We start from the raw sequence: 23,759 nt of genomic DNA on the forward strand, positions 1-23,759 counted from the left end.
AGGTGCAATGAGAATAATAGAGTTGACTATATCCGTTGAGAAAATGCCCCTATTTGGCTTTCTCAAGTCTACCCCAACCCAAGTTTGGAAGAATGGGAATTACTACAAATTTATCTACTTTGAGCCAATAGGCGAGGCGCTGACGGCTTTTCACTACAAAGGCTTGTATGTGGTAGTTAAAGACGAGAGTGAGGAAGTAGAGGGCTGGGAACTAACCAGAGATTTAGAAATAGGTTTGGCCAGTCCTGACTTGCTGACGATCCTGAAAGATTTAGAGGTAAACAAATTGACAGAGCAACGGCAGGGGCTTGGAGTGGAGTTAAAAGGCTGGGTTTTTGACCTGATTTGTAATGGCATTTATACCAGGTATGAGACTTCACTTTTTGTCCGCTTGCTATTTGTGAATGGTTACAGTTTTGGCCAATTAGTGGACTTGTTTTCAGCAATCGTTAAACGGAAAGACTTAGCAAGCTACTTTCTAGAAGTAGCGACAAAATTCTATAAGGAGGTGGCTTTTGAATAGCAATGACATTGTAGATAAAATCATTGAAGAAGATAAGCAGAAAGTACCGCCTGAAGTGGTGGACTTGACCCAAGCAAGGGAGACCGATGAGGAACATAATAGCCTGAACTTGGCAAAGAAAGCAAGAGGCGATGGCTTTGCAGTCAACTTGGACAATCTCAAGAAGATTTTGAATGGAGATAGCAAGCTAAAAGGGGCTATACAGTACAACGTCTTCACTTATGAAATCGACGTGACTAGACCAATGAAGCTAAACGGTAGAACCTTGAGCGGTGCAATCGATGACCTGATTATCAGAGAGATTAGGGCTTATATTGCTACCAAGTACAAGCTGGACTATAAAAAGTCTGATATAGCAGATATTCTGGAGGTGGTGGCTGGAGAGCATAGCTACAACCCCTTAAAAGACTATCTGGAATCATGCGAAAACGAGTATAAAGAGTTAGTGAATCAGCGTGATCCCTTTGATATTTTAAGGCATTATCTCAATATCAAGGATGATGAATATAACCGTATTATCGTGGACTTGTTTTTCCGTGGAGCAGTTGCCAAGGTATTTGACCCCTCTATCAAGTTTGACTTTGTGCTGGACTTGACTGGAAGGCAGGGAGTGGGGAAGACCCAATTTTTTGAGGGGCTATTCACTCATAAGTATTTTACAACCGTTGAGACCTTCACAGACAAAGACGACAAGGCTAGAATGGTGAGAAACTGGTGTGTATTTGATGATGAGATGGTGGCCAGTAAAAAGGCTAGTTTTTCAGAATTGAAGAAATTTATCACAGAAACCAAGCTAGAGTTTAGACCGCCTTACGCTTCAAGTGACAGACGATTGCCTAAGAGTTTTATTATCGTGAGGGCAACCAATGACCATGATTATTTAAATGACTTGACAGGAGAAAGGCGCTTTCTGGTTGCAGAAGTCTACAAGGACACCGCTTATAAGGGCAGGAAGTGGACGGAAAAAGACCGTAGAGCCTTTTGGGGTGCTATGGTGGTAGCTTGGAAGTCTAATAAATCTTTGACCTTGACAGACGAGCAAGAAAAGCTAGTAAACGAGGTTAGAAGCCGTTACAAGTTTGTAGATGAAATCCTTGAGGATGTTGAGCGTTATTTAGAAACTCCCTACCCTAAAAATATGTATCAATTCCCAACAACAGACAGTACAAGACACTACTATATTCATGACATGATGAACCACGGCTACCATATGGGCACTAATGGCGTAGAGGTTCATCTTGATACTGAAAAGTATGGGGAACTGGTGGAAAGGGATAAGGTGGTAGTTAATTTATTCTTTTCTGAGGTTTATTTGAACAATTCCCCTAATCCCAAAGATAAAAATAAGGTAAAGAAAATCATGCAAAACAAAGAAGGCTGGGAATATAGAGAATCTTTAAGGTTTGGTAAAAGCGTCAAGCGCGGATTTGCTAAAATAAAAAAATAAAGTGTAGACAGTGTAGCCAAAAGATAAAAAAACGGCTACACTGAAAACCTTTGATACTGTAAGGGTTTCAAAGAGGTGTAGACAAGACGAAAAAAATGGCTACACCCCTAAACCCTTGATATTACTGACTTTTTAATATAAATGTAGCCAAAATATATATTTTATAAAAGTATAGTTAATTAAATATCTAATGCGTTATATATTATTTTTTTCTGAGATGAAACGGCTACACGGCTACACAAGACCTAAACCCTTGGAGCTGTAGGGCGGAAGGCGTAGCCGCTAGATAGTCAAAAATGGCTACACTTTGCCCGAAACCTAAAATAAAATAGAAAATGAAATGAAGGAGCAAACCAGATGGCAATGAACATTTGTCAAAGAGTGACTAGACTAGAAGAAACTGTTGAGCGGATCAGTGAGGTGTTAGATGGATTTATTGAGAATGCGAACTATAATTCGTCGGTGAATAATGTGAACGTGATTAAAATAGCGGAAAAGTTTGAGCAGGTCTTTGAAGAACTTGATGAACTAAAAGCAGTACATGACAAACACTAAAACAAAATGGGGTAGATAGTACCGACCCCCTTGCGATGGTGTAACTACTAGTGACACCCTTAAAACAGAAAGAGGAAAAACAACATGACATTAAAAGCATTTTCAGAAACAGCACCAAAACATACATTTACTTATGAATTTGGAGACCTAGAAGACGCACAAATAGCAGGACTAGCGTTATTTGGATTTATGAGAGGTACTTATCTAGTGCCAGCTATTAAACTAAGATATAAGGAAAACGGAACGCTTATCGCTGAGTATTTGGAAGATAACAATCTAGATATCAACTTTAAACGTATTTGTGAAGTTTTCAAGAATGAAGAAAATCCAATAGATGAAGAAGTTGAGGAATAGAGTGGAGAGGATGTAAGCAGATGAACTACAATAGAGACCCCGTGACTGGATCTAGCACTCTAAACTTAATCAAACAATAGAAAAGGAAAAAATAAGATGGCAGACACACAAAACACAAACAACATTGAACAAGCGCAAAAACGCCAAGAACTAGCCCAAAAAATGGATAAAGCACTAGATAAAATCACTAAGGAAGTAAACGCATTGATCACACAGAATGAAAATGCGATTGCTGAGGCTGAACGAGAAAAAACACAATTGCTTCAAGATCAAGCGAACGCCCAACGTGAACACGATGAAGCGGTTGATGAAGTAGATAAAGACAAGCTACGCAATGCCAAGGATAATTTATGGATTGCTGAAAGTAAATTAAAAAAGAATGCTAAAAAGCTGGAAGACTTGCACAATGAAACACTTATGAGTCTTGAAGATTTTAAGGCAAAAATCGATGAACTAGATTCAACGGTTGACAAAAAGCATAAGGCGCTTTATGATAAAGCCGTGGATTTGCTACGAGAGATTGACCAGATCGATGACGAATTTAGAGCAGATTCAGATAAACTTCAAGCCCTTTACCATGCTATGGCTTACAAAGTTGGGAAAGGTAAGAGAGAGTTTACTTTCAGTACAGGGGGATCTATTATCTCTCCAGCCGATGGAAGGGTTAGATACGAACCAGTCCATCCAGTTGAACCATTCTTAAGAGATGTTTATGTGCGAGCTTTCGGAAATACTTACAACGATGTGAAGGGACATTTTTAAAAGATGAAGAGACAAATTAGACACAAAATTGAACCAGTACCAACGATTGTAGAACTCTTTAAACTAATGGAGGAGCACCAGCAAGCACATCCAGAGTACGAGCGTTATAATTTTAAATACATTGAAGATGGTGATGCTATTGGTGCAATCATTGACTACAACGTAGAAGAATCAGTATTAAAAGCTGAGAAAGAGCAAGATAACGCTTAAGACAAGGGGAGTTTTTTCCCTTTTTGTCGCTTAAGGAGGTGAACTAATGTGACAGATAAGTTAACGCAAAGACAAGAAAAATTTGTCCAAGGACTAGTGGCTGGACTATCTCAAAGAAAAGCATATAAAGAGGCATACAACGCCCAAAAGATGGCTGATAGTACGATAGATTCAAGGGCTAGTAAGTTGCTGAAAGAGTACAAGGTTAATACAAGGTACAGAGAGTTATTAAAAGAGTTTTCAAACCGTGCTTTGTGGTCAAGGGAGCAGGCTTTTAATGAGTATGAATGGCTAAAAAATAAAGCTAAATCTGAAATTATCGAAAGTGGATTGAAGCCTAGCAATTTCAATGCCTTTCTTTCTGCTTTGCATGGGATGAATAATAGCGCTTTTCGTGATTTGGAGTTGCTGGACGAGAAGTTGCGAGCAGAAATCAGTGTGATTAAGAGTAACATCCATCAAGAAACTCCAGTTAAGGATGATAAATTTATAGAGGCCATGAGCGCAATGGTTGAATCCGTCTGGGAAGATGAGATTCAAAAGGAATAGCCTTAGAATACGAAAAAAAGCCAAGGCGCTCCGCCTCAGCTATAATCTCAAATATTATTATATCACAAAGGAGCGAATTAATGGAGCTGGATAAGTTTAAAACGATGATGAACGTCAGAGAGCGGATGACTTACTTTCTACGTTTCCAGAGGATGGCAGGAAGTGAAAACCAAGTTACGATAGATGAAGAGGCTTGGAAACTTATCTTACCTGATTAGTGGAAATTGAGAGGTGAACATGAAAAAGCAATCCGTGAGTGATTGGAAATATTCGTCCACGACATCAATAGCATAGAGAACAAGCGAGCCAGAAAATACTTTATTATCCATTATTGTTATATGAGAAAGAAAACAATGAGCGAATGCGTAGAAATGGCAGGTACTAGCTCCACTACTTATCATCGATACAAACAGATAGCTGTTTTAAACTTTGCGAGAATCCACCAGAACGGAGAGCTGGAAGTGTATAAGTAGGCTGAGGCTTCATATTCACCCCCTATTTTGCTTTGTTTCGTACTGGATAACTAAATCACCACGGATAAACTAAAAGCCCTTAGCAACGAATCTAAGGGTTTTTTGACTGGTTGATTTTATCAGTAATTTCAATTTCCTTGATTTCATCTTCAAAGAGTTTTATCCATCTGGTTCCGGAATTAACAGATAACCCATCAAATTCTTCATCGTGGACATCTTTGTCTTCGTAAAGAGCTACACCTTTAAATATTTGGCCATCAATATCGGTGATTCTGACAACCTTGTTATTAAATTCTTTAAGTTCCATAAGTCTCTCCTTTCGTGGTACTATAGTCTGTTATATTATTGGAATTCCCTTAACATACGCTTCTTTAGCCTCCGCAAGTGTCATTTTATTTGGACCGCCATCGATATTAAATGCTCCCGTATTTTGCCAACGACAGACGTCACAGATATCATAGTCCATAACTTCAGTTCCGCAAACAGGGCAATGTAACCATAAATATCCATCAATTTCCCAAGTCTTTTTTGATCTATCCATATAAATCCCTCCTCCATAAACTCGCCAAACCAGTCTTTCGGTGAACCGTCAATATTAACCCACTTTTTCATCATTATACTGCAAATCGAAGGGGATTGCTAATAATTGAGTGTGTATTCCAGATGTGGTATGATAGTATTATTAGGTAATAAAAAAAAGCACGTTTGATCGTGCTAGTTTCTTGCCTGCTGAACTCATCATTTTAAGTTCCTTTTTGTTACCCTTTAAGTTATCTCAACTTATTTGAATTTAATAGTTTTTGAGAAAATCAAGTTAGATATTGAGTAGGCTTAGGCCTATTTTTTAGTATCTAATAATAGGAAGATAACTTGAAAAAATAAAATAGTTCAGTGAACTATTTTATCTCGAACCTTGAAATTTAAAAGTTCGGCCGTTGATTTAACAACGTTTCTAGCCCCTCGGATTTTTTCCGAAGGGCTATTTTTGTATTTGAGAGACAAAACTTTTGAAAAAATCTTTTTCATAACTTTATCCAGTACATTGATTGCTTCATCTTTCATGTTCTTTGTGACGTGGGTGTAGATGGAAGTAGTGACTTCAGAGTCGGAATGACCAACCCTGTCCATGATTGTTTTTAGCGGAATTTTATTTTCAGCTAAAATGCTAATAGTTGTATGTCTGAAGATGTGAGGGGACAGATGTTTGGGGATTGGTTTTTTAAGGCGTTCGTTTGTTCGATGGAGAGATTTACTTAGAATAGAACTATGGATTGGCCTACCAGTGTTTGTGACGAATATACGAGTGCTTTTGTACCAATTTAGGTCAGTATTTTCACTGAGCTGGTTCAGTTCAATCATTTTGTCTAGTATCTCAATTTCTCTTTTAGTTAAGTGGGTAGTTCGAAATCTTGCAAAAGTCTTAGTACCGTCATCATCTGGAATGTATCGGTTGAATGTTGTGTGGATGTCTAATGTCTTGCTATCTTTGTGATATTTGTCTGACGTAAGAGCAGCTAATATCTCCAAACAATTTAGGAGGATAGAAGTTTGATTAGTAGCTGACTAGTCCTTGTGTTATCTTGCTATATCGTACAGAAATATTTCTATGTACATGGTTCTAATACCTATATTTTTGACAATAATATAAGAAAATAGTATACTAAATAGACAGTCATTTATTGTAGTGATAACGGTTAGGAGAAAATAGTGTTAAAACGTATTTTAAATATAGCATTAGCTTATGTCGGTGTTGTTATTGGTGCTGGATTATCTTCCGGCCAAGATTTAATGCAATACTTTGTTAGTTTTGGTAAATGGGGTATCATTGGAACGATTGTTCTTGGAATCATAAGTATTATTTTTGGTAAAATTATCATTACCTTAGGAAGCTATTTCCGTTCAAATGATCATTTTGAAGTTCTTTCCCAAATTGCCGGGCCTATTACTAATAAGATTCTTGATTTTGCTTTAATTGTTTCCTGCTTTGTAATTGGTTTTGTTATGATTGCTGGGGCTGGTTCAAACCTTAACCAACAATTTGGTTTGCCATTTTGGTTGGGAGGATTGATTTGTGCTATCTTGGTCATTATTGTCAGTTTTCTTAATTTTGAAAAGATTACCAGCGTTCTTGGGATATTTACTCCTTTGGTCTTTGTCATGATTATCATTATGGCAGTCCATACGTTCGTAGGGAAAAGTTTTGATTTTGAAGAATTAGAAGCAATCACAGCTACACTTTCTTCTCCGATGCCCAATGTCTGGGTTTCTTTACTAAATTATTTCGCACTAACTGTTATGACTGGTGTATCCATGGCATTTGTCTTAGGAGGTTCTGTCATGAGAATTGGTGTTGCGGAAAAAAGTGGTCTCTTAGGTGGACTTGTAGTTAGTTTAATTATTACTGTAGCAACTGGTATTTTATACGCCAATATAAAACTTGTTTCAACTGTTGATATTCCTATGTTAACAATTGCGGAGCAGATTCATCCTCTATTTTCTTTGCTGTATGCTCTAATTATTTTTGGACTTATTTTTAATACAGCTTTCAGTTTATTTTATGCCTTGGCAAAACGTTTCTCTTCAAATAAACCTAAGCGCTTTTACCCTATTCTAATTGCTACGGTCGCTATAGGATATGGTTTATCTTTTATGGGATTTAAAGAATTAGTCTCCATTATGTATCCTCTTTTAGGTTATGTCGGTTGTCTAATGCTGGTCATTTTAGCAGTGGCATGGATAAAAGAAAGAGGAAACATCAAAGGGGAAAAATCTTTAAGACGAAAGATGATTCGATTGATAACCAAAAAATATGACGATGAACAAGAATATACTATTAGAGATAAAGCGACATTTCACCAACTCGGTGAAGATTCTATTATAGATACTAAAAGTATCAAAAGTGATATCAAGGATTTGGTAAAAGAACAGTTTGTTGATGATGATGCAAAACATGATGGAAGCGTCTTATCTTAAATGATAATAAAACTGGCAAAATCTTTAAAATCAGAAAAGTGCATGTTATCAGGTATCAAAAACACTTGATAATATGCCTTTTATTGTAATACTAGATACTTCAGCTTTTCCTAAAATTAAGTTTTTGCTATGCTTAGCTGAACTGACTTTTGAAGTATTTTCATTTTCAGATTAGTAGACAATGAACATTAACTCATCTATCTGCTAGTAGCTAGTCAGACAAAGACTGACTTATATATGGGGAAAATCCTCTTTCAAGTGAGTTTTATCTTTATCCAGAACTAGAAAATAGCAATAATATCTACGAACTATATTCCATCGTGTGGAGGAGAGAGACTAGTTTGGATGATTAAGAATAACCTACTATTAAAAAATAGATCATTTTTTAATATGAGATAAAAACCGATATTAAAAGCAATTTATTTCTATTTTTTAACATTTCATTGTATAATAGCAATATACGCAAATATCATGTGTCATCAGGTTAATACTCTTAGAAAATCTTTTTAAACCATGTTAGGCTAATATACAGACTCAAAACAATGTCGTGAGTAGCCTGCGTCTAGTTTCCTAGTTTACGCTTTGATTTTCATCGAGAATAACCTTTCTATTTCAATTTTAAGGAGAAAATACAGAGTGAAAAAAATAATGCTAATTATCAATCCAACTTCTGGAGGAGAAAAAGCTTTAGATTACAAAGAGAAGCTGGAGAATAAAGCAAGAGAGTATTTTGATGATGTGGAAACTAAAATTACTCAAAAAGCTAAAGATGCTACAAATTTCGCAGAAGAAGCTGCTAGAGAAAGATATGAATCAATTCTAGTTTTTGGTGGAGATGGTACGGTCAATGAAGTTATTTCAGGGATTGCTGAAAGGGACTATATTCCTAAACTGGGAATTATACCAGGTGGTACTGGTAACCTGATTACAAAACTTTTAGAAATCAATCAAGATATTGACGGAGCTATTGAAGAACTAGATTTCAATTTAACTGATAAGATTGATATCGGAAAAGCAAATGGTCACTATTTTGGATATATCTTTAGTATCGGGTCTCTCCCTGAAGCCATTCATAATGTTGAAATTGAAGATAAAACGAAATTTGGTATCTTGGCTTATGCAGTTAATACCATGAAGTCTGTCATGACAGATCAAGTCTTTAACATTAAAGTTGAAACCGAAAATGGAAATTACCTTGGGGAAGCAAGTCATGTTTTAGTACTTCTAACAAATTATTTTGCAGATAAAAAAATCTTTGAAGAAAACAAGGATGGATATGCAAATATTCTAATTTTGAAAGATGCTTCTATATTCTCTAAATTATCTTTGATTCCGGATTTGTTAAAAGGAGATCTTGTAGAGAATGAAAATATTGAATATATAAAGGCACGTACTATTAAAATTTCTTCTGATATCGAATTAGAGTCGGATGTTGATGGCGATAAATCAGATAATCTACCAGTCGACATCAAGGTACTAGGACAACACATTGAAGTGTATTCCGTACCTAAGAAACAATCATAAAACTCAAAGCCTTGTTACCGAGGCTTTTTTCATTATGTGATTTTCAGTAGGCAGATTTATTCTATCTATAATACAAGTAAAATTAAGTATTTAAGATCTAGCAGATTTAGCAGATGATGAATAAAAGAAAGGATGGCCTAAATATTTTAACAGATTTACGAGACTAATCATGGTATAATATAGGGTAATGAAAAATTCCAACGAGGCAGAGATGAAATTACTTTATACTGATATTCGGACTTCTTTGACCGAGGTTCTAACTAGAGAAGCAGAAGAGCTAGTTGCTGCTGGCAAGCGAGTCTTCTATATCGCTCCTAACTCTCTTTCTTTTGAAAAGGAACGCGCCGTGCTGGAATGCTTGTCCCAGCAGGCTTCTTTTGCGATTACCGTCACGCGCTTTACTCAAATGGCTCGTTACCTGATTTTGAATGATTTGCCAGCTAAAACTACTCTTGATGATATCGGTCTTGGGATGGCTTTTTATAAGTGTCTTGCGGCACTCGATCCCAAGGATTTACGTGTTTATGGTGCGATTAAGCAGGATCCTCAGTTTATCCAGCAGTTGATTGAGCTTTACCACGAGATGAGCAAAGCTCAGATGACTTTTTTGGACTTGGAGAATTTGACGGATGAGGATAAGAGAGCCGATTTACTCTTGATTTTTGAGAAAGTAACGGCCTATCTCAATCAAGGCCAGTTAGCTCAGGGAAGTCAGTTATCCCATTTGATTGAGGCTATTGAGAATGACAAAGTTAGTAGTGATTTTACTCAAATCGCCTTGGTTATTGATGGATTTACCCGTTTTTCTGCTGAGGAGGAGCGGATTGTGGACTTAGTTTATGCTAAGGGTGTTGAGATTGTTATTGGGGCTTATGCTAGTAAGAAAGCCTATACTAGCCCATTCGCCGAAGGCAATCTCTACCAAGCCAGTGTGGAGTTTCTCCATCATCTAGCTTCTAAATACCAAACGCCTGCTCAAGACCGTTCTCAGACTCATGAGAAGATGGATAGTTTTGACAAGGTCTCTCGTTTATTGGAATCGTCCTATGACTTTTCAGAACTTTCCTTGGAAATTGATGATAAGGACCGTGAAAACTTACAAATCTGGTCTTGCTTGACGCAAAAGGAAGAGTTGGAGCTAGTAGCCCGTAGCATTCGTCAGAAATTGCATGAGAACTCAGACCTGAGCTACAAGCATTTTCGTATTCTCTTGGGGGATGTAGCTTCTTATCAGTTATCTCTAAAAACGATTTTTGACCAGTATCAGATTCCTTTCTATCTAGGCAAAAGCGAATCCATGGCGCACCACCCTTTGACACAGTTTGTTGAGTCTATTTTAGCTTTAAAACGCTATCGTTTCCGTCAAGAAGATTTGATAAATCTTCTCAGAACAGGTTTGTATACTGATCTTAGCCAAGCGGATATTGATGCTTTTGAGCAATATATCCGTTATCTTGGTATCAATGGCTTGCCAGCCTTTCAGCAAATCTTTACCAAATCCCACCATGGAAAATTTAATCTGGAACGTTTAAATGCTCTTCGTTTGCGTATTTTAACCCCTCTTGAGACTCTTTTTGCTAGCCGAAAACAAAAGGCTGAAAATCTCTTGTACAAGTGGAATAGCTTTCTAAAAGAAGGAGCTGTGACCAAGCAGTTGCAAGATTTGACAGCCACTATGGAAGCTGTAGAACAGGAAAGACAAGCCGAGGTTTGGAAGGCATTCTGTCATGTTTTAGAACAATTTGCGACTGTTTTTGCTGGTTCACAGGTTAGTCTGGAGGACTTCCTAGCCTTGCTCCATTCTGGAATGAGCCTATCTCAGTACCGCACCATTCCAGCAACAGTGGACACCGTTCTGGTGCAGAGTTATGATTTGATTGCTCCTCTGACAGCTGACTTTGTTTATGCCATTGGGCTGACTCAGAATCATTTACCAAAAATTGCGCAAAACACCAGTCTATTGACAGATGAAGAAAGACAAAGCTTAAACCAAGCAACCGAAGAAGGCGTTCAATTGCTGATTGCCAGCAGTGAAAACCTCAAGAAAAATCGCTATACTATGCTTTCCTTGGTCAATTCTGCTCGTAAGCAGTTGGTCTTATCGGCTCCAAGCCTTTTTAATGAAAGTGAAAGTAAGGAATCTGCCTATCTTCAAGAGTTGGTCCATTTTGGATTTAGTCGAAAAGAGAAGAGGATGAATCACAAAGGGCTGTCTAAGGAGGATATGGGGTCCTATCACAGTCTTTTGTCCAGTCTGGTTGCCTATCACCAGCAGGGCGAGACGAGCGATACTGATCAAGATTTGACTTTTGTTAAGGTTCTGGCGCGTGTCATGGGTAAAAAACTAGACCAGCAAGGTCTGGAAAATCCAGCTCTCCCAACCAGTCCAAACAGTAAGCAGTTGGCTAAGGACACCTTGCAGGCGCTCTATCCTGATGAACAGGAATTTTACCTGTCTACATCTGGTTTGACGGAGTTTTACCGGAACCAATACAGTTATTTCCTCCGCTACGTGTTAGGCTTGCAGGAGGAATTGCGCCTGCGTCCAGATGCTCGTAGTCATGGAAATTTCTTGCACCGTATTTTTGAACGTACCTTGCAGTTACCTAACGAAGATTCCTTTGACCAACGTCTAGAACAAGCTATTCAAGAAACCAGTCAGGAACGCGAATTTGAGGCTATTTATCAAGAAAGTTTAGAAGCCCAGTTCACCAAGGAAGTTCTGCTTGATGTCGCACGGACGACTGGACATATTCTCCGACACAATCCAGCCATCGAAACCATCAAAGAGGAAGCGAATTTCGGTGGAAAAGAGCAGGCCTTTATTCAATTGGACAGTGGTCGCAGTGTCTTTGTACGAGGCAAGGTGGACCGGATTGACCGTTTGAAAGCTGATGGAGCGATAGGAGTAGTAGACTACAAATCCAGTCTGACTCAGTTCCAGTTTCCTCATTTCTTTAATGGACTCAATTCCCAGTTGCCAACCTATCTAGCTGCCCTAAAAAGAGAAGGGGAGCAGAACTTTTTCGGCGCCATGTACTTGGAAATGGCTGAACCTGTCCAATCTCTGATGGCCGTTAAAAGTCTGGCAGGTGCAGTTGTAGAAGCCAGCAAATCAATGAAATACCAAGGCCTCTTTTTAGAAAAAGAAAGCAGTCATTTGGGCGAATTTTATAACAAAAACAAGGCCAATCAGCTGACGTATGAGGAATTCCAGCTCCTACTGGACTACAATGCCCATCTTTACAAGAAAGCAGCAGAGAAGATTTTAGCAGGCCAGTTCGCCATTAACCCTTATACCGAAAATGGCAGAAGTATTGCCCCATACGTCCAGCAACACCAAGCCATCACAGGCTTTGAAGCCAATTACCACTTGGGCCAAGCCCGTTTCCTAGAAAAGTTGAACTTGGCTGACGGCAAGCGTCTAGTTGGAGAAAAACTCAAGCAAGCTTGGTTTGAAAAAATGAGAAAGGAGTTGAAACGATGAAGTCCATTCCCTTTTTAACTGAGGAAGAAATTCAAAAATTGCAAGAAGCTGAAGCAAATTCGAGCAAGGAACAAAAGAAAACTGCCGAACAAATCGAAGCTATCTACACTTCTGGCCAGAATATTCTGGTCTCAGCATCGGCTGGTTCTGGAAAGACCTTTGTCATGGCCGAGCGCATTCTGGACCAATTGGCGCGTGGTGTCGAAATTTCTCAACTCTTTATCTCAACCTTTACCGTCAAGGCTGCGACTGAACTTAAAGAACGTTTGGAGAAGAAAATCAGCCAACAAATTCAAGAAAGTGGCGATGTTGACCTCAAACAACACTTGGGTCGCCAGTTGGCAGACCTACCCAACGCTGCCATCGGAACCATGGACTCTTTCACACAAAAATTCCTTGGTAAACATGGCTATCTGATTGATATTGCGCCTAATTTCCGTATTTTACAAAACCAGAGCGAGCAACTTCTTCTCAAAAACGAAGTCTTCCATGAGGTATTTGAAGCCCATTACCAAGGTAAACAGAAAGAGACCTTTAGTCATTTACTGAAAAACTTTGCTGGACGTGGCAAGGATGAACGGGGGCTACGCCAGCAGGTCTATAAAATCTATGACTTTCTCCAATCCACCAGCAATCCTCAGAAATGGCTGAGTGAATCTTTCCTCAAAGGCTTTGAGAAAGCTGATTTTACGAATGAAAAAGAAAAACTAACTGAGCAAATCCAGCAAGCCCTTTGGGACTTGGAAAGTTTCTTCCGTTATCATCTGGATAATGATGCCAAGGAATTTGTAAAGGCTGCTTATTTAGAAAATGTTCAGTTAGTTCTGGATGAAATTGGCTCCTTAAATCAAGAGTCTGATAGGCAGGCTTATCAAGCAGGGCTTGCGCGTGTTGTCGCAATCTCTAAGGAAAAAAATGGTCGAGCTCTGACGAATGCCAGTCGTAAGGCTGATTTGAAGCCCCTGGCCAATGCCTACAATGAAGAGAGAAAGACCCAGTTTGCTAAACTAGGACAACTAGCAGACCAGATAACGATTCTCGACTATCAAGAACGTTATCATGGAGACACTTGGAAACTGGCTAAAACCTTCCAAGCCTTTATGAGCGATTTTGTGGAGGCTTATCGTCAGAGAAAACGTCAGGAAAATGCCTTTGAATTCGCTGATATTAGCCATTACACCATTGAGATTTTAGAGAATTTCCCACAAGTTCGTGAAGCTTATCAGGAGCGCTTCCACGAAGTTATGGTCGATGAGTATCAGGATACCAACCATATTCAAGAACGGATGTTGGAATTGCTGTCTAATGGTCACAATCGCTTTATGGTGGGAGATATTAAGCAATCTATCTATCGTTTCCGTCAAGCAGACCCGCAGATTTTCAATGAGAAATTCCAACGCTATGCGCAAAATCCACAAGAAGGCAAGCTGAATCTCCTCAAAGAAAATTTCCGTAGTAGTTCAGAAGTGCTATCTGCAACCAATGATGTTTTTGAACGTCTTATGGACCAAGAAGTTGGAGAAATCAACTATGATAACATGCACCAGCTTGTTTTTGCCAATACCAAACTGACTCCCAATCCAGACAACAAGGCAGAATTTCTCCTCTACGACAAGGACGACACAGGTGAGGAAGAAGAGAGCCAAGCTGACACTAAACTGATTGGTGAAATGCGCCTGGTCATCAAGGAAATCCTTAAACTTCATCAGGAAAAAGGTGTTGCCTTTAAGGAAATTGCCCTTCTGACCTCCAGTCGCAGTCGTAATGACCAGATTCTTCTTGCCCTGTCTGAGTACGGGATTCCTGTCAAAACCGACGGTGAGCAAAACAATTACCTCCAATCCCTAGAAGTGCAAGTCATGCTGGACACCCTTCGTGTCATTCACAATCCCCTACAAGACTATGCCTTGGTTGCCCTTATGAAGTCTCCAATGTTTGGTTTTGATGAGGATGAGTTAGCACGTTTGTCCCTTCAGAAAGCAGAGGATAAAGTCCACGAAAATCTCTATGAGAAACTGGTCAATGCTCAAACACAGGCAACAAGCCAGAAAGAGTTAATTCACTCAACACTAGCTGAGAAACTAAAGCAATTCATGGATATACTAGCTTCTTGGCGCTTGTATGCCAAAACCCACTCCCTCTATGACTTGATTTGGAAAATTTATAACGACCGTTTTTACTACGATTATGTTGGAGCTTTGCCAAATGGTTCTGCTAGACAGGCCAATCTCTATGCCCTAGCACTGCGTGCTGATCAATTTGAAAAGAGCAATTTCAAGGGCTTGTCTCGTTTTATTGGTATGATTAACCAAGTTTTAGAAGCCCAGCACGATTTGGCAAGCGTGGCCGTCGCACCGCCAAAAGATGCAGTAGAGCTCATGACCATCCACAAGAGTAAAGGACTGGAGTTTCCTTACGTCTTTATCCTCAATATGGATCAAGATTTCAACAAGCAAGACTCTATGTCAGAGGTCATTCTCAGCCGTAAAAATGGGCTTGGTGTCAAATATATTGCCAAAATGGAGACAGGAGCAGTGGAAGCCCACTATCCGAAAACCATCAAACTCTCCATTCCTAGCCTGACCTATATGCAGAATGAAGAGGAATTACAGCTGGCAAGCTATTCTGAGCAAATGCGTCTGCTGTATGTTGCCATGACGCGGGCTGAGAAAAAGCTCTATCTTGTCGGCAAGGGTTCTCGTGAAAAGCTGGAAGCCAAGGAATACCCAGCAGCCAAAAATGGGAAACTAAATAGCAATACTAGACTGCAAGCAAGGAATTTCCAAGATTGGATTTGGGCTATCAATAAAGTGTTTGCCAAGGATAATCTCAACTTTAGTTATAGTTTTGTTGGTGAAGATCAGCTGACTAGAGAAGCCATCGGAGAATTAGAAAACAATGGCCCTCTCCAAGATAACTCTCAAGCAGACAATCGCCAGTCAGAAACCATTAAGGAAGCCCTTGAAATGCTGAAAGAAGTGGAAGTATATAATACTCTTCACCGCGCAGCCATTGAACTTCCTAGTGTTCAAACCCCAAGCCAAATCAAGAAATTCTATGAACCAGTTATGGATCTGGAAGGTGTCGAGATTGCAGGTCAAGGACAGTCAGTAGACAAGAAAATCAGCTTTGATTTGCCAGATTTTTCAAGCAAAGAAAAGATGACAGGAGCTGAGATTGGTAGTGCCACCCACGAACTGATGCAGAGAATGGACCTCAGCCAGAGACCAACGCTTGCTAGCCTGACAGAAACTCTCAAACAAGTTCAAACCAGCCTAGCTGTCAAAGACAAGATTAATCTTTCGAAAATTCTTACATTCTTTGATACAGAATTCGGTCAGGAAATTCTCGCTAATACCAACCATCTCTATCGCGAGCAACCCTTCTCCATGCTCAAACGAGACCAAAAGAGTCAGGAAGACTTTGTTGTCCGTGGTATCCTTGATGGCTATCTACTTTACGAAGACAAAATCGTTCTGTTCGACTATAAGACAGACCGCTATGATGAACCAAGTCAACTCATAAACCGCTATCGTGCTCAGTTAGCCCTTTATGGAGAGGCCTTATCTCGAGCCTATTCGATTGAAAATATTGAGAAATACTTGATTTTACTCGGTAAAGACGAGGTTCAAGTTGTAAAAGTATAATCTAGAAAGGAGACCTCATGACACTTCCAGTTAGAAAATCCCTGCACGATGCGGTGTTACAGGCTTCAAAAGCGGATACTTGGGAACAAGCTACCAAGGAATGGAATGAAGTTTCCTTGATTTTTAACGGCATCGGCCGTAGCAATTGTGTCTGTGGGAATGCCATCAAGTACGCTTACGAACTCTTTAACGGTGTCACAGGTCAACGCCTCTTTCCGATTGGTAGTGATTGTGTTCGACATTTTCATCGATTGTCCCTTGACCAGAAACTAGAAGAGGAAGAAAAACTGCTCAGAAAGGTTGAAAATCTAACCAGAAAAGCTAAGAAAAAGGAAAAAATCAAGGTCAATAAAAGTGACTTTGACGAGCGTCTTTTAAAGTGGCTCTGGGAAAAAGGTGTTTTCAAGCCTAATCGCGGCAATCAATTTACACCTGAGAGAGACTACCAGATCTTCCTAGAAGTCTTTCAAGGAGGAAGTTGGACCAAGGCAGAGCCCAAGAAAAAGGCTCGTATGGAAGAAGTCCTTGAAAAGTGTATCAAACCCTTTTTACTTGGCAAACCAGATGACCAACTCTACCTTGTCAAGCTAGGTAAGGAGAAAATTGACTACGAACAAGAACTCCGTGTCCAGGCAGAGAAAGAGCGCAGGAAGAGGGATAAAATCGCCAAGCAATATGCAGACAATCTGGTCCTAGCCATGGGACCCGCAGAGCGTGCCTACCAAGATTACTTTGGCTTTACAGAGACCCTGACTCAAGAAGAACGCAAGTGGGAGAAAATTCTTTTTGGTAAAAATCGGACAGAACGGGCTATCAAGGCCAAACAATACCAAAAAGAGTTGGAAAAAGATCAACGAATTGCCGGTCAGGATCCAATTGAAAGAAAGCAGAAGCAGACCTGGCTCCTCAATTCCTATTTCCGTGAGCTTCCTGAAGAAAAATCCCGATTTGCTCGGCTCTTATTAGAATATCGAAAAAGTGGAGAAGTCCCCTTTTCAACTGAATACCTGTCCGACCATCTGCTCGACTTTTTCTATAAAATGAAAGCCTTTGAATTTGAAATCGCACCAGAACAAGTCCGCGATTTTTTAAAAGAAAGCCTTCAGACAGAACATCTATCCTCAGCACAAGAAAGCTGGATAGAAGGTATTCTCCTCAACTGCCTCAAACCATTTTTAGAACGATTAGTGATATGAGTAACACCTGCCGTGGAAATGCCATGGTAGGTGTTATTGTATCCCCAAAATAATATAAAACAAAGTATGAAAACGCTACGCAATTTTAAGACATTTCGGTAAATAAAGAGTATAATTAAGGTATATTGCCTTTTTTATAGATAATACACTAATATAATAAAGGTCTCTGTAACATTTATAAATTGTATTTCAAGGAGGAATCATGGAAAAGTATTTTGGTGAAAAACAAGAACGTTTTTCATTTAGAAAATTATCAGTAGGACTTGTATCTGCAACGATTTCAAGTTTATTTTTTATGTCTGTATTAGCTAGTTCATCTGTGGATGCTCAGGAAACTGCGGGAGTTCACTATAAATATGTGACAGAGTCAGAGCTATCATCAGAAGAAAAGAATCAGCTCGTTTATGATATTCCGACATACGTGGAGAATGATGATGAGACTTATTATCTTGTTTATAAGTTAAATTCCCAAAATCAACTGGCGGAATTGCCAAATACCGGAAGTAAGAATGAGATGCAAGCCTTAGTTGCTGGTACTAGCTTAGCAGCTCTGGGGATTTTAATTTTTGCTGTTTCCAAGAAAAAAGTTAAGAACAAAACGGTACTACATTTAGTATTGGTTGCAGGGATAGGAAATGGTGTCCTAATTTCAGCTCATGCTTTAGAAAATAATCTTTTACTGAATTACAATACGGACTATGAATTGACCTCTGGAGAAAAATTACCTCTTCCTAAAGATATTTCAGGTTACAGATATGTTGGATATATCAAAGAGGGAAACATAACTTCTGAGTCTAAAGTAAATAATCAAGAAAAATCAGCAGCCACTCCTACAAAACAACAAAAGGTGGATTATAGTGTTACACCGAATTTTGTAGACCATCCCAAAGTACAAGATATTCAGGAAGAAAAAACAGCTTCTTCAACTAAGCCGACAGAAGTTCAAGTAGTTGAAAAACCTCTTTCTACAGAATTAACGAATCCAAGAAAAGAAGAGAAACAATCTTCAGATTCTCAAGCACAATTAGCAGAACATAAGAATCTAGAAACGAAGAAAGAGGAGAAGAATTCTCCAAAAGAAAAGACTGGGGTAAATACATTAAATCCGCAGGATGAAGTTCTATCAGGCCAGTTGAATAAACCTGAACTCTTATATCGTGAGGAAACTATAGAGACAAAAATAGATTTTCAAGAAGAAGTTCAGGAGAATCCTGATTTAGCTGAAGGAACTGTAAGAGTAAAACAAGAAGGTACATTAGGTAAAAAAGTTGAAGTCATCAGAATATTCTCTGTAAACAAGGAAGAAGTTTCGCGAGAAATTGTTTCAACTTCAACGACTGCGCCTGTTTCAAGAATAGTCGAAAAAGGTACTAAAAAAACTCAAGTTATAACGGAACAACCTGAGACTGGTGTAGAACATAAGGACGTACAGTCTGGAGCTATTGTTGAACCCGCAATTCAGCCTGAACTACCAGCAGCTGTAGTAACCGACAAAGGTGAACCTGCAATCCAACCAGCGTTACCCGAAGCAGTCGTAACCGACAAAGGTGAGCCGGAAGTTCAACCAGAGTTGCCAGAAGCTGTTGTAACAGATAAGGGTGAACCAGAACAGGTAGCCACGCTACCAGAATATACAGGTCTACAAGCTGGAGCTATTGTTGAACCTGAAAAAGTTGAACCGGAATATGCTGGAGTACAAGCTGGGGCTATTGTTGAACCTGAGCAAGTAGCCCCCCTACCAGAATACACAGGAGTCCAGGCTGGAGCGATAGTCGAACCAGAACAAGTAGCCCCCCTACCAGAATACACAGGCCCACAAGCTGGAGCTATTGTTGAACCGGAGCAGGTAACCCCACTGCCAGAATACACAGGCCCACAAGCTGGAGCTATTGTTGAACCGGAGCAGGTAACCCCACTGCCAGAATACACAGGAGTACAAGCTGGCGCTATTGTTGAACCAGAGAAGGTAGAAGCACCGAAGGAATACACAGGAGTGCAAGCCGGAGCAATAGTAGAACCAGAAAAAGTCGAAGCACCGAAAGAATATACTGGTAAAATCGAACAACCTAGTGCAGAAGATACTAAACCTGAAAATGAGGCAAGCCCTACAAATGGGGAAGCGGAACGTCCTAAAGATAAAATTAAAGAAGAAAAAGAAGTCGACAAGAAACTAGAGCTTAGAAATATTTCTAATGTAGAATTGTATACTTTAGAAAATGATAAGTATCGACATGTAACATCACTTGCGAGTGTTCCAACTAATCCAACAAATTACTTTATGAAAGTAAAATCGGAGAATTTTAAAGATGTTATGTTACCCGTTAAGAGTATTGAAAGTGCTACAAAAGATAATCAAGATGTTTATAAAATTGTAGGACAAGCTAATGATTTAATTCAACATGAAAATGATAGTACTGTAGAAAATTATACTTATTATTTACCAAAAACTATTAATAGTAAAAACGAAGTTTATACATCATTTAAACATCTAGTAGAAGCAATGAATAGAAATTTACATGGTACGTTTCGTTTAGGAGCAACTATGGATGCTCGTGAAGTAGAACTTTCGGATGGTCAAGAAAGTTATATAAATCAAGAATTTAGTGGTACATTAATAGGTACAAACAATGATAAGAACTATGCTATATATAATCTGAAAAAACCGTTATTTAATGCTTTAAGTCGTGCTACTATTCAAGATCTTTCAATAAAAGAAGCAAATGTTTCTTCGAAAGAAGATGCTGCCACAATATCGAAAGAGGCGAAAAATGGTACTACAATTGCTAATGTTCATTCATCTGGTGTAATTGCTGGTGAGCGTAGCATTGGTGGTTTAGTTTCACAAGTTACTAACTCTATAATTTCTGAAAGTAGTTTTACTGGTAGAATAACGAATACTTATGATACAAAAGCTACTTATCAAATAGGTGGTTTAGTAGGAAAACTTTCAGGAGTTAGTGCTTTGATTGATAGATCAATTTCATCTATTGATATGGCGACAAATGCTAATACAGGAGATCAGGTTGTTGGTGGCATAGCGGGAGTTGTTGATAAAAATGCAACTATCAGAAATAGTTATGTTGAAGGAAATCTTAATAATGTAAAACATTTTGGTTATGTTGGAGGAGTTGCAGGGTATCTTTGGGATAGAGAATCATCAGATGAAAGAAACTCAGGTCAACTTACAAATGTATTAAGTGACGTTAATGTTACGAACGGTAATGCTATTGCTGGTTATGATTTTAAAGGAATAAGAGCAACTAACACTTATAGTAATCAAAATAATAAGGTAGTCAATGTAGTACAAGTAGATGATGAAATACTAAGTAGAGATTCAGAAATACAAAGAGGAACTGTATTAGAAAATAATAAAGTTCTCGAGAAAAAAGCTGAACTTGTTCCTAAGAAAAATACTAAGATAGAAGACTTTAATTTCTCTTCTAGATATGAAACAGATTATAAAAACTTAAAAGATGCTGATGTTAATAGATTAAGAGTGTATAAAAATATTGAGAAACTATTACCTTTCTATAATAGAGAGACAATTGTTAAATATGGTAATTTAGTAGACACTAATAATGATTTATTTACTAAAGAGGTTGTGTCTGTAGTTCCAATGAAGGATAAAGAAGTAATCACAGATATTAATAAACATAAAGCTAGTATTAATAAACTGTTACTTTATTATTCAGATAATACTTCTCAAACATTGGATGTAAAATATCAACAAGATTTCTCTAAAGTAGCAGAATATGAAATAGCTAATACAAAATTAATATACACACCTAATACGCTATTACATAATTATGATAATATTGTAAAAACTGTTTTAAATGACCTGAAATCTGTTCAATATGATTCAGGTGCTGTTAGAAAAGTATTAGATATTTCTAGTAACATAAAATTAACAGAATTATATCTAGATGAACAATTTGAAAAAACAAAAGAAGCTATAGGTGATAGTTTAGCGAAACTTCTGTCAGCAGATGCAGCAATCGCTGAGAATAGTAATTCGATAATTGATAATTATGTAATCGAAAAAATTAAAAATAATAAGGAAGCTTTACTTCTAGGATTAACATACTTAGAGCGTTGGTACAATTTCAAATATGGTGATACAAAAGCGAAAGATTTAGTTATGTACCACTTGGATTTCTTCGGTAAATCAAATAGTTCAGCGTTAGATAATGTTATCGAACTAGGTAAATCTGGATATAATAATTTACTAGCGAAAAATAATGTTATAACTTATAACGTTTTATTAGCGAAAAATTATAAAACTAATAATTTATTTGATGCATTAGAAAAATATAGAAAAGCTTTTGTACCAGATAAAACAAATAATGAGTGGTTTAAAGAACAAACTAAAGCTTATATAGTAGAAGAAAAATCTGCAATTAAAGAGGTAAGTGATAAGCAATCAATAGCTGGTAGTCCATATTCAATTGGAGTATATGACAGATTAACTAGCCCATCATGGAAATATCCAAGTATGGTATTGCCGCTATTAACATTACCTGAAAAATCTGTGTTTATCATAGCGAACATTTCGACTATAGGTTTCGGTGCTTATGATAGATATAGAAGTAAAGAACATCCAGCAGGAACTAATTTAAATGACTATGTTGAAACAAAAGCAAGAGAAGCGGCTGCTAGATTTAGAGATCACTATGATTATTGGTATAAAATTCTAGATAATGAAAATAAAGAAAAATTATATAGAAGTGTTCTAGTTTATGATGCATTTAGATTTGGTACAGATGATAAAGGCGAAAAAGATACATACCAAGCAACTTTTGAAACTAATCATCCAGCAATAAAACATTTCTTCGGTCCGGCAGGAAATAATGTTGTTCATAATTCTAATGGAGCATACGCTACAGGGGATGCATTCTATTATATGGCTTATCGTATGCTTGATAAAGATGGTGCGGTAACTTATACACATGAAATGACACATAACTCAGATAGAGAAATTTATCTTGGAGGCTATGGAAGAAGAAATGGACTTGGACCAGAATTTTATGCAAAAGGATTATTACAAGCTCCGGATCATCCAAATGATCCTACTATTACGATTAACTCTATATTGAAGTATGAAGAATCAGAAGATCCAACTAGACTTCAGGTGAAAGATCCTACAAAACGATTTAATAATGCAGAAGATTTGCAAAAATATATGCATAATATGTTTGATGTAATTTATATGCTAGAATATCTAGAAGGTAATGCTGTTGTTAACTTAGATATTTCTAAGAAAAATGAGTTGTTGAGAAAAATAGAAAATAAATTTGAACCGGATCCAGACGGAAGTAAAGTATATGCAACTAATACTATTCGTTACTTAAATGAAAGTGAACTTAGCAAATTAACGACATTTAATAGTCTAATTGAAAATGATGTTATTACAAGAAGAGGATATGAAAATGACAATGATAATACCTTTAAACGAAATGGCTATTATACAATTAAACTATTTTCACCAATATATTCAGCTTTAAGTAATAATGAAGGAACGCCGGGTGATTTAATGGGACGTCGTATGGCGTTTGAATTGTTAGCTGCAAAAGGATTTAAAGATGGAATGGTACCATATATTTCTAATCAATACGCAGAAGAAGCGAAAGCTAAAGGTAAAGTGATTAAGTCATATGGTAAGGAAGTTGGTAATGTAACTGATGAGTTAGTACTTCAAAAAATATTTAATAATAGTTACTCATCTTGGGTAGACTTTAAAAAAGCAATGTATGAAGAGCGAAAAGCTAAATTTAATAAATTAATGAGCATTAGCTTCGATAACCCAAATGGAAATTGGTTCAGAAAAGATAGAGTGACAATAAAAAATATAGAAGAGCTTCAAAGTATGATAACTGCTGCTGTCAAAGCTGATGCAGAGGATGAACGTGTAAATATTTATCCTGAATATAGTAGAGTTCTTAAACTGAAAAAAGCGATCTTTAAAGCTTATCTTGACCAAACCGGTGATTTTAGAAGTTCAATTTTTGAGAATAAAAAATAGTGTTTACTATTAGGAAATAAAATTAAAGAAGGTGATTACG

At 37.8% G+C, this 23,759-nt stretch carries 15 protein-coding genes and 2 pseudogenes; 14 read left to right on the forward strand and 3 right to left on the reverse strand.

What is annotated here, in order from left to right; translation table 11 throughout:
• The first annotated feature begins 7 nt into the window (after nt 1-7).
• The 8 genes and pseudogenes from DSY56_RS02075 to DSY56_RS12635 all read left to right on the forward strand — a co-directional run bounded on the left by DSY56_RS02075 (nt 8) and on the right by DSY56_RS12635 (nt 4,873).
• A complete protein-coding gene (locus DSY56_RS02075; protein ID WP_112443694.1) occupies nt 8-523 on the forward strand; it encodes a hypothetical protein in 516 nt (171 codons plus the stop codon).
• On the forward strand, nt 516-1,970 hold the full coding sequence (locus DSY56_RS02080; RefSeq protein WP_112443695.1) for a virulence-associated E family protein: 1,455 nt from the start codon (nt 516-518) through the stop codon (nt 1,968-1,970). Before DSY56_RS02075 ends, DSY56_RS02080 begins: the two co-directional genes overlap by 8 nt.
• A gap of 357 nt (nt 1,971-2,327) precedes the next feature.
• Nucleotides 2,328-2,525 (forward strand): hypothetical protein, encoded by a 198-nt coding sequence (locus tag DSY56_RS02085; protein WP_045606892.1) that lies wholly within the window; start codon nt 2,328-2,330, stop codon nt 2,523-2,525.
• Nucleotides 2,526-2,609: 84 nt separating this feature from the next.
• A complete protein-coding gene (locus DSY56_RS02090) occupies nt 2,610-2,879 on the forward strand; it encodes a hypothetical protein (RefSeq protein WP_052689582.1) in 270 nt (89 codons plus the stop codon).
• Between the two features lie 96 nt (nt 2,880-2,975).
• Complete coding sequence (locus tag DSY56_RS02095) at nt 2,976-3,641, forward strand: hypothetical protein (protein ID WP_045606891.1); 666 nt, start codon at nt 2,976-2,978, stop codon at nt 3,639-3,641.
• A 3-nt stretch (nt 3,642-3,644) separates the two neighbouring features.
• Complete coding sequence (locus DSY56_RS02100) at nt 3,645-3,851, forward strand: hypothetical protein (RefSeq protein WP_045606889.1); 207 nt, start codon at nt 3,645-3,647, stop codon at nt 3,849-3,851.
• Between the two features lie 48 nt (nt 3,852-3,899).
• A complete protein-coding gene (locus tag DSY56_RS02105; protein WP_045606888.1) occupies nt 3,900-4,400 on the forward strand; it encodes a terminase small subunit in 501 nt (166 codons plus the stop codon).
• Nucleotides 4,401-4,480: 80 nt separating this feature from the next.
• Nucleotides 4,481-4,873 (forward strand): annotated as a pseudogene (locus DSY56_RS12635) (transcriptional regulator).
• Between the two features lie 91 nt (nt 4,874-4,964).
• On the opposite strand, the gene DSY56_RS02115 reads toward DSY56_RS12635, so the two are convergent.
• The 3 genes and pseudogenes from DSY56_RS02115 to DSY56_RS02125 form a co-directional block, all read right to left on the reverse strand.
• Complete coding sequence (locus tag DSY56_RS02115) at nt 4,965-5,180, reverse strand: hypothetical protein (protein WP_112443696.1); 216 nt, start codon at nt 5,178-5,180, stop codon at nt 4,965-4,967.
• Between the two features lie 30 nt (nt 5,181-5,210).
• Nucleotides 5,211-5,414 carry a CPCC family cysteine-rich protein gene (locus DSY56_RS02120; RefSeq protein ID WP_112443697.1) on the reverse strand — a complete coding sequence of 68 codons (204 nt, stop codon included), beginning with the start codon at nt 5,412-5,414 and terminating at the stop codon, nt 5,211-5,213.
• Between the two features lie 470 nt (nt 5,415-5,884).
• A pseudogene (locus tag DSY56_RS02125) lies at nt 5,885-6,232 on the reverse strand (tyrosine-type recombinase/integrase); the annotation flags it as partial.
• A gap of 348 nt (nt 6,233-6,580) precedes the next feature.
• On the opposite strand from DSY56_RS02125, the gene DSY56_RS02130 reads away from it, so the two are divergent.
• From DSY56_RS02130 to DSY56_RS02155, 6 genes are all read left to right on the forward strand, one after another.
• Complete coding sequence (locus tag DSY56_RS02130) at nt 6,581-7,846, forward strand: YkvI family membrane protein (protein ID WP_050242696.1); 1,266 nt, start codon at nt 6,581-6,583, stop codon at nt 7,844-7,846.
• Nucleotides 7,847-8,482: 636 nt separating this feature from the next.
• Entirely contained in the window at nt 8,483-9,370 is an 888-nt protein-coding gene (locus DSY56_RS02135) for a diacylglycerol/lipid kinase family protein (RefSeq protein ID WP_050253051.1), read from the forward strand.
• Nucleotides 9,371-9,581: 211 nt separating this feature from the next.
• Nucleotides 9,582-12,857, forward strand: a complete 3,276-nt coding sequence (gene rexB, locus DSY56_RS02140) for an ATP-dependent nuclease subunit B (protein WP_112443698.1) — start codon at nt 9,582-9,584, stop codon at nt 12,855-12,857.
• Nucleotides 12,854-16,504, forward strand: coding sequence for a helicase-exonuclease AddAB subunit AddA (addA, locus tag DSY56_RS02145; RefSeq protein ID WP_112443699.1), 3,651 nt, complete (start codon nt 12,854-12,856; stop codon nt 16,502-16,504). The genes rexB and addA overlap by 4 nt, the downstream gene beginning before the upstream one ends.
• A gap of 17 nt (nt 16,505-16,521) precedes the next feature.
• Nucleotides 16,522-17,700, forward strand: a complete 1,179-nt coding sequence (locus tag DSY56_RS02150; RefSeq protein ID WP_112443700.1) for a hypothetical protein — start codon at nt 16,522-16,524, stop codon at nt 17,698-17,700.
• Nucleotides 17,701-17,902: 202 nt separating this feature from the next.
• Complete coding sequence (locus tag DSY56_RS02155; protein WP_112443701.1) at nt 17,903-23,719, forward strand: ZmpA/ZmpB/ZmpC family metallo-endopeptidase; 5,817 nt, start codon at nt 17,903-17,905, stop codon at nt 23,717-23,719.
• The last annotated feature ends 40 nt before the right edge of the window (nt 23,720-23,759 follow it).

Source organism: Streptococcus sp. 596553, from assembly GCF_900411395.1.
Taxonomy (GTDB): domain Bacteria; phylum Bacillota; class Bacilli; order Lactobacillales; family Streptococcaceae; genus Streptococcus; species Streptococcus mitis_BA.